This is a genomic window from Cupriavidus sp. Met-2 (genome assembly GCF_049843575.1).
Classification (GTDB): Bacteria; Pseudomonadota; Gammaproteobacteria; order Burkholderiales; family Burkholderiaceae; genus Cupriavidus; species Cupriavidus metallidurans.
This window is the reverse complement of record NZ_JBBHZL010000001.1, coordinates 701341-712976: the sequence shown is the minus strand read 5'-3', so window position 1 is coordinate 712976 and position 11636 is coordinate 701341. Positions and strand designations below refer to the sequence as shown.

The window sequence follows — 11636 nt, the reverse complement described above, 5'->3', positions numbered from 1 at the left end:
CTTGTTCGATGGTTTTGTCGGATTGCACGGCCCGGCGACCGCTGTCGGCAGTGGCGTTGCGCATGATACTCCGCACCCCGGGCCGTGCAAACGGCACCTCGTGCCGCAAGCACAACGCGTACCAGCCTGCGATTGTTGACCCGGGTGCGGATCCGCTGGCGTCAGCGGGTGGCGGCCTTGGGCGCTGGCCGGGCATCCTTGCGCGCGACGTCCGGCGTCTTGCCGAAGCTCAGCCCCGCTGCCTGCAAGTTGGCCACCGATTTCGGCCCGATGCCGGGGACCCGATCCACCAGGTCGTTGGCATCCTTGAATGCACCGTTCTTGCCGCGCTCATCGGCAATACGCTTGGCGGTGGCCGGCCCGATGCCCTTGACCGTGGCAAGCGCCACTTCGTCGGCACTGTTGACATCGACATCAGCATAAGCCGGGCTCATGGCCAGGATCGACATCGAAAGCCCGATTGCGGCACCCACGCGGCGCGCGGCGCGCATGCAGCGATGCAGCGAGATTTCAGGGAGGGAAAGATCGAACGTCCTGCGCATCAGAAAGACTCCTGTTCATTGGTCTGGTTGATGCCCGGCCGCCGGGTGGCGACGGGCAAACGCAGGATAGGAGTCCGAGCAGGCGTCGGAAGCGTCTGGACACGAAGGTTCACAACCTTCGCGCCATTGTGTGTCGAATCGAAATAACCGCGTTGCAGACCGCGGCTTTCACGCAACAGGGGACGATGAACGCACCCTGCAAACGAACCTTAGGCGCTTCGCTCCAGCAGCCACTTGCAGTACCGGCTGACGCCTTCCTGCACGGTCAGGAACTGGTCGCTGTAGCCAGCCCCACGCAGGCGCGATACATCCGACTGCGTGAAGCATTGATACTTGCCACGCAGGGCATCAGGGAACTTGACGTACTCGACCAGCCCTTCCTGCACCATTTCATCGAGCGAGAGCGCCGGCTTGCCTTCCGACTCGCGCAGCGCATTGACCACCGAGACGGCGATGTCGTTGAACGGCTGCGACCGCCCAGTACCGAGGTTGAAGATGCCGGACTTCTCGGGATGGTCCAGGAAGTACAGATTAACCTTGACCACGTCCTCCACGGACACGAAGTCCCGGCTCTGCGTGCCCGGCGCATAGCCGTTGTACTCGCCAAACAGCTTGACCGTACCTTCGGCGCGGAACTGGTTGAAGTGATGGAACGCCACCGACGCCATGCGGCCCTTGTGGAATTCGCGCGGCCCGTAGACGTTGAAGTAGCGGAAGCCCACGATCTGCGAATGGGCGGAAGGCAGGCGACGGCGCACCACCTGGTCAAACAGGAACTTGGAGTAGCCGTAGACGTTCAGCGGCTTTTCGTAGTCACGGTCCTCGCGAAACATCGTCGAAGCGCCATAAGTGGCCGCCGACGACGCGTACAGGAACTGGGCACCCTGCTCCAGGCACGCCTCCAGCAAGGCAAGCGTGTAGCGGTAGTTGTTCTCCATCATGTAGCGACCGTCGGTCTCCATCGTGTCGGAGCAGGCGCCCTCATGGAATACCGCGCGGACATTGCCGAAATCGCCGCGCGCGAAGCGGGCGACGAAGTCGGTCTTGTCCAGGTAGTCGGCAATCTCGCAGTCGACGAGATTGTTGAACTTCTCGGCGCGGGTCAGGTTGTCCACGGCGATGATGTTCGTCTCGCCGCGCTCGTTCAGGCCCTTGACGATGTTGCTGCCGATAAAGCCGGCAGCGCCGGTCACGATGATGGTCATGGCGGATTCAGGCTCGGTGGCGCCGCTCAGGCAGCGCCGAACAATTCGGAATAAGTAACAACGGCGGTACCCAGCTTGCCAACAACAATGGCGCCGGCCCGATTGGCGTGCTGAACCGCTTCCTTGAGCGGCACGCCCGCGCCGAGCATGGTGGCCAGCGTGGCGATGACCGTGTCGCCGGCCCCCGATACATCATAGACCTCGCGCGCCTGCGCCGAGACATGCAGGACTTCGGCCTCGGTATAGAGCGTCATGCCCTCTTCCGAGCGTGTCAGCAGCAGCGCCTCGAGTTGCAGTTCGCGCCGCAGGTTCTGGGCGCGGATCGTCAGGTCCGCCTCGGTCTTCCAGGCACCCACCACGGCCCGCATTTCCGCGCGGTTCGGCGTGATCAGCGTGGCGCCGCGATAGCGCGAGTAGTCATCACCCTTGGGATCGACCAGCACGGCCCGGCCTGCGGCGCGGCCTGCCTCGACCATGCGGCCGACATGCGTCAGGCCGCCCTTGCCGTAGTCGGACAGCACCAGCACCTTGTAGTCGCTGATCAGCGTGCCGAAGCGGTCCTGCACCGACGCCAGCACTTCGCTGGCCGGCGCATTTTCGAAATCGACACGCAGCAGTTGCTGCTGGTGGGCCACCACTCGCAGCTTGATCGTCGTGTTCAGGCTGGCATCGCGATGCAGGTACGGCTGCACGTGGCTGGCATTGAGCAGCGCCTCAAGCGTGCGGCCGGGTTCGTCGTCACCGACCACCCCCAACATGCCAACCTTCGCGCCCAGCGCGGCGGCGTTGCGCGCCACGTTGGCGGCGCCACCCAGGCGCTCGTCGCTGCGCTTGATCTGCACCACCGGCACGGGGGCTTCGGGAGAAATGCGTTCGACATCGCCGAACCAGTAGCGGTCCAACATCATGTCGCCCACTACCAGCACTTGCGCTTGTCGGATCTGATCCAGCGAAATCGGGTTCTTGCTCATGAACTTCCCTTTGCGCCCTGGCCGCGCTCAACTGGGACGCGGCTCGATCGGGCTCTCACGGATACGCGGATTGAACGGGTCAGTGCGCCGAGCTCGAGCGCCCGATCGCGTGGTACTCGATGCCGGCCTCGGCCATGGCATCGGGTTCGTAGAGATTACGACCATCAATAATGACAGGCGTTTTGAGCATGTTACGAATTTGCGAGAAATCCGGGCTGCGGAACACCTTCCATTCGGTCACGATCACGAGTGCGTCGGCATCCTTGAGCACGTCCATCTGGGCATTGCAGAACTGGATGCGCGCCATGCCATCCGGAATGTCGGCCAGATCGAGCTCGAGCACGCGACGCGCCTCTTCCATCGCCACCGGATCGTGTACGCGCAACGACGCGCCGCGCGAAATCATCTCACGCGCCAGCACACGGGACGGCGCCTCGCGCATATCGTCGGTATTCGGCTTGAATGCCAGACCCCAGACGCCAAACGTCTTGCCTGTCAGATCCTCGCCAAATCGCTTGATGATCTTGTCGCCAAGCACCTGCTTCTGGGAATCGTTGACGGCCTCCACGGCCTCCAGCACGCGCATCGGCTTGCCGTGGGCGCTAGCCGTGCGCATCAGCGCCTGCACGTCCTTCGGGAAGCACGAACCGCCATAGCCCGCGCCTGCGTACAGGAAGCTATAGCCAATACGCGGATCCGAACCGATGCCGAGGCGCACGAGTTCGATGTCCGCACCGACCTCGTCGGCCAGATTGGCCAGCTCGTTCATAAAGGAGATACGCGTGGCCAGCATCGAGTTCGCGGCGTACTTGGTGAACTCGGCCGAACGGACATCCATATAGAACGTGCGCTCGTGGTTACGATTGAACGGCGAGTAGAGCTGACGCATGATCGCCTGCGCATGGCGGCCCGCAACGTCGGGCGCGCAGCCCAGCACGATACGGTCCGGACGCATGAAGTCTTCCACGGCCGCGCCTTCCTTCAGGAACTCGGGGTTCGATACCACCGAGAACTGCAGGTCTTCCAGACCGCGTGCAGCCAGTTCCTCGCGAATCACGGCGCTGACGCGATCGCCTGTGCCAACCGGCACAGTCGACTTGTCCACCACCACCTTGAAGCCGGTCATATGCCGGCCGATATTGCGGGCCGCTGCCAGCACGTACTTCAGATCCGCCGAGCCGTCTTCGTCCGGCGGGGTGCCCACGGCGATGAACTGTACGTCGGCATGTTCGACGCTGGCGGCAACATCGGTCGAGAACGTCAGGCGGCCGGCCGCACGGTTGCGGTCAATCAGCTCTTTCAGGCCTGGTTCGTAGATCGGCACGCCGCCGGCATTCAGCAGCGCGATCTTCTTTTCGTCGACATCGAGGCAGAACACGGAGTTGCCGAGTTCGGCCAGACAGGCGCCGGTCACCAGACCGACATAGCCGCTACCGATAATCGTGACTTTCATTGCGGAAGCTCCAGAATAGTAATGATCTTGATCGCCCGGGGCGTTGCGTGTAGCGGCTTAGCCCAGCGCTTCGGAGCGGCGTGGCGCATACGTTTCCCAGCGGTTGCAGCCGGGGCATTGCCAGTAGAAAAGGCGGGCGCGGAAGCCACATTCGCGGCAGGTATAACGCGCCAGATTGCGAGTGCGCAGTTGCAGCAGATCGCGGATGGCGGCCGTTTCCTGCGCCTGCGGGTCAATCACGGCATCCCCACCGCCTTCGGCGGGTTCGGCGGATTCGGCCGACTGCTTCTGCGCCGCCTGGTTCTCGGCGGCCTGCGCCTCGAAATACTTGGTCAAGGCGAGCAGCGTCGGCTGACGACGCAGTTGCTCGCGCATCAAAGTAGCCGCGGCGACGGGGCCGTTCACTTCAAGTTCGGTGCGATACGCCGTATCGAGCAGTTCGGGGGCCAGGTTGCCCTTCAGCAGGCCGTGCAACCACTCCAGTGCCTTGCCCTGTTCACCGAGCGCCGCATACGCCTTCACGACCTTGTCGGCAACGAGCGGCACATAGGCGGCATCCTGCGCTTCGATCGCCAGCCATTGCTTGAGCGCGCCCTCAGTGTCACCGCCTGCGGCGGAGACGTCGCCAAGCAGGATCGGCGCGCGCACGTTGGCGGGATTCTCCTGCGTGGCACGGCGCAACCATTCCACCGCATCCTCGGGACGCTTCTTCAGCAGCGCGTCTTGGGCCAGTTCGCAGCAGAACTGGGCGATCTGCACACGATAGTCCTGCTGGTCGAGTGCTTGCAGTTCGCGCGCCGCTTCGATGGCTTTCTGCCACTCCTTCTCGACTTCATACAGTTCGAGCAGCACGCGCTTGGCCGAGGCCGCGTAGGGACCGGACATCAGCCGGCGCAGCGACTCTTCCGCACGGTCTAGCAGGCCGGCGCGCAGGAAGTCCTGCCCCAACTCATATAGCGCGTGCTCGCGTTCGGGCTCTGGCAAATCGGGACGCGTGGCAAGGTTCTGGTGCACGCGAATCGCGCGTTCGGTTTCGCCACGGCGGCGAAACAGCGCGCCGAGCGCGAAGTGAAGCTCGGTGGTTTCCGGATCGAGGCGCGCCACTTCAACAAAAGCGTCGATTGCCTGATCAGGTTGTTCGTTCAGCAGGAAATTGAGGCCCTTGAAGTACGAGCGAGGCAAGGCGCCCTGCTCGCTGATGAGCTGGCGCAGATCAAAGCGCGCCGCCATCCAGCCAAGGCCAAAGACAAGTGGCAACGCCAGCAGCCACCAGGTTTCAAACATCATGGGTCAGACTTTCGGACCGACTACGTTATAAGGAACGCCGGGCTTGGCCTCGGGCGGCACTGCCTCGGCGGGCGACGTGGCCCGCGCTTCGCCAAGCGCCCGTCGCAAGCGCCCTGCCTCCATGCGCTGTCGCATCAGTCCCGGCGCCACGGCAGCCAATGCCGCAACGATGCCCAGGGCGAACGCTGCCAGCAGGATCAGGATCAGCGGCGCATGCCAGACCGCACCGAAGAACAGTTGCAGGGATGCATCGCCAGTGTTTCGCAGGGCCAGCACGAACAACAGGACGAACAGGACAATGCGGAAAATCCAGGCGACGAGTTTCATGCGGTCAGAGCCATCGAAATTGGATCGGAATCGTCAGGATATGCAGGAAACGCATCCGGACATCTCCGGCGACGGATTCCCGGCATTGTAACGGAATCACTTATGACAAACGGTAACCATTGGTCGCATCGCGACTAGACGGGATCAACAGATGCGCAACAAAAAAGCGCCCCCGAGGGAGCGCTTTCCAACAGACTTCCAGTCAGGCCAGCAAGCCTTCCAGTCCGATCAGGACCGGACCAGATTGAGCTGACCATCATCGTGCAACGACGCCGGCGATTGCGAGCCAAGCTGCGATTGCCCGGTTTTGCCGTGCGGGGCATGACCGTTGCCGTTCATGCCTCCGCCCTGCGTCACCGTACGATCGACGCGTTCGCGCAACTCCTTGCCAGCCTTGAAGTGCGGCACCCGTTTCTCGGGCACCAGCACTCGTTCGCCGGACTTGGGGTTGCGGCCCACGCGGGGCGGCCGCTTGTTCAAACCAAAACTGCCGAAACCTCGGATTTCGATGCGATGGCCATCGGCCAGCGCCTCGGACATCGCGTCGAGAATCGTTTTCACCGAGATGTCCGCATCCCGCAGCAGCAACTGCGGAAAGCGGGCAGCCAGTTTTTCGACGAGCTCTGACTTGGTCATGGGCGGTCTCGCTGCGCGCGGCGCGGCTCGATATTACTGGTTGTCCTGGCCGAGCTTGGCCTTCAGCAGTGCGCCGAGGTTGGTCGTGCCAGCCGTGCCGGTGTCAGCCTGGAACTTCTGCATCGCTTCTTGCTGCTCTGCGGAATCCTTGGCCTTGATCGACAGGTTGATGTTGCGCGACTTGCGGTCGACGTTCACCACCAGGGCGGTGATCTGCTCGCCTTCCTTCAGCACGTTGCGGGCGTCTTCCACGCGATCAGCGGAGATTTCCGAAGCGCGCAGGTAGCCTTCGACGTCGTCAGCCAGCTGCACCACGGCGCCCTTCGCGTCAACGGCCTTGATCGTGCCATTCACGAGCGAGCCCTTGTCGTTGGCCGAGATGAAGTTGTTGAACGGATCGCCCGACAGTTGCTTGATGCCCAGCGAGATGCGTTCCTTGTCGACGTCGATGCCCAGAACGACAGCTTCCACTTCGTCGCCCTTCTTGTACTTGCGCACGGCTTCTTCGCCCGACTCTTGCCACGACAGGTCGGACAGGTGCACCAGGCCGTCGATACCACCAGGCAGACCGATGAACACGCCGAAGTCGGTGATCGACTTGATCTGGCCCGTCAGCTTGTCGCCCTTCTTGTGGTTGCGGCTGAAATCGTCCCACGGATTGGCCTTGCACTGCTTCATGCCCAGGCTGATACGACGCTTGTCTTCGTCGATATCCAGAACCATGACTTCCACTTCGTCGCCCAGTTGGACAACCTTCGACGGAGCCACGTTCTTGTTGGTCCAGTCCATTTCGGACACGTGCACCAGACCTTCGATACCGGCTTCGATCTCGACGAACGCGCCGTAGTCGGTCAGGTTGGTCACCTTGCCGAACAGGCGGGTACCTTGCGGGTAGCGGCGCGAGATGCCCACCCACGGATCTTCGCCCAGTTGCTTCACGCCCAGCGAGACGCGGTTCTTTTCCTGGTCGAACTTGAGGATCTTGGCGGTGATTTCCTGGCCAACCGACAGCACTTCGCTCGGGTGACGCACACGACGCCATGCCAGGTCGGTGATGTGCAGCAGGCCGTCGATACCGCCGAGGTCCACGAACGCGCCGTAGTCGGTGATGTTCTTGACGATACCGTTGACGATCGCGCCTTCCTTCAGCGTTTCCATCAGCTTCTGACGCTCTTCGCCCAGCGTGGCTTCCACCACGGCGCGGCGCGACAGCACGACGTTGTTACGCTTGCGGTCGAGCTTGATGACCTTGAATTCCAGGGTCTTGCCTTCGTACGGCGTGGTGTCCTTGATCGGACGCACGTCGACGAGCGAACCCGGCAGGAAGGCACGGATGCCATTGACCATGACGGTCAGGCCGCCCTTGACCTTGCCGGTCACGGTACCCGAGATGATCTCGCCGTCTTCCAGCGCCTTCTCGAGGTTCAGCCACGATGCCAGGCGCTTGGCCTTGTCGCGGGAAAGGATGGTGTCGCCATAGCCGTTCTCGAGCGCGTCGATGGCCACGGACACGTAGTCGCCGGCCTGCACTTCGAGTTCGCCCTGGTCGTTCAGGAACTCCTCCACCGGCACAAATGCCTCGGACTTGAGGCCGGCGTTGACGACCACGAAGTTGTGGTCGATGCGCACGACTTCAGCGGAAATCACTTCGCCAGCCTTCATATTGGAGCGGGCGATCGATTCCTCGAACAGTGCGGCAAAGGATTCGTTAGTTTGCAGGTCGGACATAAACGTAATTTAGCAATCCGCAGTACGCGGGCCGGCGCGACTATCGCGCTCAGTCTGCCTTGCGCAGCGGGGTCAAGTTGAACAACCGGTACCGGACGGGTTGGGTTCCGATACAGGTCCAGGTTGGTGCCTAGTGGTTTTAATCACCGCACTGCGGCGAACCACTCCAGCACCTGCGCCACCGCCTCTTCCACCGTCATTTCGGACGTATCGAGACGATAAGCGCCTTCCGCGGGACGCAGCGGTGCGGCGGCACGGGTGCGATCCCGCGCGTCGCGTTCCTCAAGGTCACGCAAAAGGTCTTCGATATTAGCAGAAATTCCCTTATCAATCAATTGTTTATAGCGCCTGCGAGCGCGGGCCTCCACACTCGCGGTCAGGAACACCTTGAGCGGGGCATCCGGGAAGATCACCGTGCCCATGTCGCGGCCGTCGGCTACCAGGCCCGGGAGCTTGCGGAAGCCACGCTGGAGTGCGGTCAACGCATCACGCACGGGCTGGTGCACGGCGATCGCGGACGCGCGGTTACCGATGGCTTCCAGGCGGATCGTCTGGCTGACTTCCTCGCCGGACAGCCATACCCGGTCCGGGCCGAACTTGACATCGAGACGCGCGGCCATTTTTGCAAGGGTGTCGACGTCCTGCACGCCAACGCCGGCACGGTCGCTCGCCAGCGCCACGAGACGGTAGAGCGCGCCGCTGTCGAGCAGATGAAAGCCGAGAGCATCCGCCACTTTGTGCGCTACGGTACCCTTGCCGGATGCCGTAGGGCCATCAATGGTGATGACATCAACGATAGTCATTGATTATTACCAACGTAAAAACTATTAATTTCTAGAATCAATTGATACTCATTATCATTTGATCCATGGTTGCGCGGCCACCGGCCTTCCCTCTCCCGGCCCCCCCCACAAAAGCGGTCGCGCAACCGCCCTGAATTCCCAAACGCGAGGCAATCTACCATGGCCAAGACCCTGACCTTCGGCATCATGCATCTGGGCATCGCTTTCAGCGTGACCTACGCCCTGACGGGCAGCCTGGCCATCAGCGGCGCGATCACATTCATCGAGCCCGCCGTGAACACGGTGGCTCACTACTTCTTCGACAAATTCTGGGAGCGCCGCGAACGCCAGGCCAAAACCCTTGCTGCAACCCCCGAAGCAACGACGGCGGCCCGTTACGCCGCCGCCTGATCATGGCCTCCCGGGCTGAGTGACCGTTTACCGCGCCACTCCGGCAAATACCTCGAAGTACTCGGGGAACGTCTTTGCCACGCAGCCGGGGTCGTTGATCTTCACGGGCAACGGGCCGAATGCGGCCAACGAGAAACACATGGCCATCCGATGGTCATCATAGGTGCCAATTCCAGCATCCGGGGTCTGCCACGTTGCCGGGGAGGTCGGCGGCGTCACTTTCAGGTAATCAGCCCCCTCCTCCACCTCCGCGCCGAGCTTGCGCAGCTCCGTCGCCATCGCCGAGATGCGGTCCGTTTCCTTGACCCGCCAGCTGGCGATGTTGGTCAGCGTGGTGGTGCCCTCCGCGAACAGCGCGGCCACGGCCAGCGTCATCGCCGCATCAGGAATGTGATTGCAGTCGAGCTCGATGCCGTTGAGTCGGCCGTCGTCACGCTCTGTGCCGCGCACTTCAATCCAGTTGTCACCAGCCATCACGTTGGCGCCCATCCGGTTCAGCGCATCGGCAAACCGAACATCGCCCTGGATACTCGCCATGCCCACACCCTCCACGCGTACCGGGCCACCACCGATGGCGCCCGCCGCCAGGAAGTACGATGCCGTGGACGCATCGCCTTCGACGTAGATCTCGCCCGGCGAACGGTACCGCGCGCCGGCCGGCAGGATAAAGCGCTCCCAGCCCTGTCTCTCGACGGCAATACCGAAGCGCGACAGCAAGTTCAGCGTGATCTCGATATACGGCTTCGAAATCAATTCGCCGACCACTTCGATCTCAATGCGACCCGATTGTGCCTGGGCCATTGGCAACGTCATCAACAGCGCGGTCAGGAACTGGCTCGATACATCGCCGCGCACACGGATCGGTGCATCAATGCGAATCTGCGCTGGGTTGATCTGCAAAGGCGGGTAGCCGGGCGTGCCCAGGTAATCCACCGATGCGCCGACCTGCCGCAGGCCATCGACCAGATCGCCGATCGGCCGTTCATGCATCCGCTGCACGCCGCTCAGCTTGTACGTACCGCCTTGCAGCGCCAGTGCCGCGGTCAATGGCCGGATTGCCGTGCCGGCATTACCCATGAACAGGTCTGCCGCCTTGCTCGGGAAATTTCCGCCCACGCCGGACACGATGCAGTCGTTGCCCTCGCGCCGCCATGCCACGCCGAGCACCTTGAGCGCTTCGAGCATGACACGCGTGTCGTCGGAATCGAGCAGGTCGCGGACGCGCGTTTCGCCGGTGGCGAGCGCGGACAGCAGCAGCACGCGGTTGGAGATGCTCTTGGAGCCGGGCAGGCGCACCGTGCCGGAAGCACGGGTCAGGGGGCCGAGGGTCAGTTGTTCCATGTTTTCTGCAGCATGGCCGTTGCGCGCCGCGCGCGCTGGCGGCATCAGGGTTCGACGTTGTTGGCAGCCGTCCGTGCGGCGCCCCATTTCAGGCGTGTGTCGCTGGCACGCGCGAACAGCCGTTCGAGCGCCGCGCCATCGCCTTCCTTGATCTTGGTCTTCAGATGCGCCAGCACGGACTCGTAGATACTGATCTCGCGCAGCAACGCATCCTTGTTGGCGATGCAGATATCGCGCCACATCTCTGGCGACGACGCCGCGATGCGCGTGAAATCGCGGAAACCACCGCCCGCAAAGTCCAGCTTCAGCGCCGCGTCCTCCGCGTTGGCCACCTGGGCCACGAGCGCGTACGACAGCAGATGCGGTAGATGGCTGACCGACGCGAACACGGCATCGTGCTGCACGGCCGACATCACATGGCAATCAGCGCCGGTGGCTTCCCACATGGCGCGCACGGCGGCCACGTCCGCCCGCGAGTTCTCCTGCAACGGGCAAAGCACCACCTTCTTGCCTACGTAGAGATCGTCGAGCGCAGCCTCCACGCCGTTCAACTCACGGCCCGCGATCGGATGGGCGGGAACGAACTGGGCTGCCTTGTCGCCGAGCGCGGTCTTGGCCGCCATGATGACGTCGGACTTGGTGCTGCCTGCGTCGGTCACGATCGTGCCCGGCTGCAGATGTGGTTCCAGCGCATGGAGCAGCGCGAAATTCTGCGCCACGGGCGCGCACAGCACCACCAGACTTGCGCCTTGCATCGCGACCTCGAGCGAGGCGGCCTCGTCGATGACGCCAAGCGCCTTGGCCTTGTCCAGCGACGCCGCAGAACGGCCTACGCCCACGACCGTCCCCACCACGCCCGCGCGCTTGAGCGACAGCGCCAGCGATCCGCCAATCAGGCCGACGCCGACAATCACGACTTTCGAAAAATGCAATGCGCTCACGGTTTCAGACAT

Annotated in this window: 12 protein-coding genes; 1 reads left to right on the top strand and 11 read right to left on the bottom strand. The window is 62.9% G+C overall.

What is annotated here, in order from left to right; translation table 11 throughout:
* Nucleotides 1-161: 161 nt before the first annotated feature.
* The 9 genes from WD006_RS03335 to cmk all read right to left on the bottom strand — a co-directional run bounded on the left by WD006_RS03335 (nucleotide 162) and on the right by cmk (nucleotide 8952).
* Nucleotides 162-542 (bottom strand): ComEA family DNA-binding protein, encoded by a 381-nt coding sequence (locus WD006_RS03335; protein ID WP_011515576.1) that lies wholly within the window; start codon nucleotides 540-542, stop codon nucleotides 162-164.
* A 209-nt stretch (nucleotides 543-751) separates the two neighbouring features.
* Nucleotides 752-1747, bottom strand: a complete 996-nt coding sequence (gene rfaD / locus WD006_RS03330) for an ADP-glyceromanno-heptose 6-epimerase (RefSeq protein ID WP_011515575.1) — start codon at nucleotides 1745-1747, stop codon at nucleotides 752-754.
* Between the two features lie 26 nt (nucleotides 1748-1773).
* A complete protein-coding gene (gene rfaE1, locus WD006_RS03325; protein WP_011515574.1) occupies nucleotides 1774-2718 on the bottom strand; it encodes a D-glycero-beta-D-manno-heptose-7-phosphate kinase in 945 nt (314 codons plus the stop codon).
* A gap of 79 nt (nucleotides 2719-2797) precedes the next feature.
* Entirely contained in the window at nucleotides 2798-4171 is a 1374-nt protein-coding gene (locus WD006_RS03320; RefSeq protein ID WP_029308333.1) for a UDP-glucose dehydrogenase family protein, read from the bottom strand.
* A 57-nt stretch (nucleotides 4172-4228) separates the two neighbouring features.
* Nucleotides 4229-5458 carry a lipopolysaccharide assembly protein LapB gene (gene lapB / locus WD006_RS03315; RefSeq protein ID WP_011515572.1) on the bottom strand — a complete coding sequence of 410 codons (1230 nt, stop codon included), beginning with the start codon at nucleotides 5456-5458 and terminating at the stop codon, nucleotides 4229-4231.
* 3 nt (nucleotides 5459-5461) lie between these two features.
* Nucleotides 5462-5785 carry a LapA family protein gene (locus tag WD006_RS03310; protein WP_008643660.1) on the bottom strand — a complete coding sequence of 108 codons (324 nt, stop codon included), beginning with the start codon at nucleotides 5783-5785 and terminating at the stop codon, nucleotides 5462-5464.
* Between the two features lie 228 nt (nucleotides 5786-6013).
* Nucleotides 6014-6421 (bottom strand): integration host factor subunit beta, encoded by a 408-nt coding sequence (locus WD006_RS03305; protein ID WP_011515571.1) that lies wholly within the window; start codon nucleotides 6419-6421, stop codon nucleotides 6014-6016.
* Nucleotides 6422-6454: 33 nt separating this feature from the next.
* Nucleotides 6455-8149 carry a 30S ribosomal protein S1 gene (gene rpsA, locus WD006_RS03300; RefSeq protein ID WP_008643658.1) on the bottom strand — a complete coding sequence of 565 codons (1695 nt, stop codon included), beginning with the start codon at nucleotides 8147-8149 and terminating at the stop codon, nucleotides 6455-6457.
* A gap of 143 nt (nucleotides 8150-8292) precedes the next feature.
* Nucleotides 8293-8952 carry a (d)CMP kinase gene (cmk, locus tag WD006_RS03295; RefSeq protein WP_011515570.1) on the bottom strand — a complete coding sequence of 220 codons (660 nt, stop codon included), beginning with the start codon at nucleotides 8950-8952 and terminating at the stop codon, nucleotides 8293-8295.
* A 159-nt stretch (nucleotides 8953-9111) separates the two neighbouring features.
* Between cmk and WD006_RS03290 the strand changes: the two genes are divergently transcribed.
* Nucleotides 9112-9342, top strand: coding sequence for a DUF2061 domain-containing protein (locus WD006_RS03290; protein ID WP_029308334.1), 231 nt, complete (start codon nucleotides 9112-9114; stop codon nucleotides 9340-9342).
* A 27-nt stretch (nucleotides 9343-9369) separates the two neighbouring features.
* Here WD006_RS03290 and aroA read toward each other — a convergent pair whose 3' ends face one another.
* Together aroA and WD006_RS03280 are read right to left on the bottom strand one after the other, a co-directional pair.
* The gene (gene aroA / locus WD006_RS03285; RefSeq protein WP_029308335.1) at nucleotides 9370-10683 is read right to left on the bottom strand and encodes a 3-phosphoshikimate 1-carboxyvinyltransferase; all 1314 of its coding nucleotides are present in this window, start codon (nucleotides 10681-10683) and stop codon (nucleotides 9370-9372) included.
* A gap of 44 nt (nucleotides 10684-10727) precedes the next feature.
* Nucleotides 10728-11636, bottom strand: coding sequence for a prephenate dehydrogenase (locus tag WD006_RS03280; protein ID WP_029308336.1), 909 nt, complete (start codon nucleotides 11634-11636; stop codon nucleotides 10728-10730).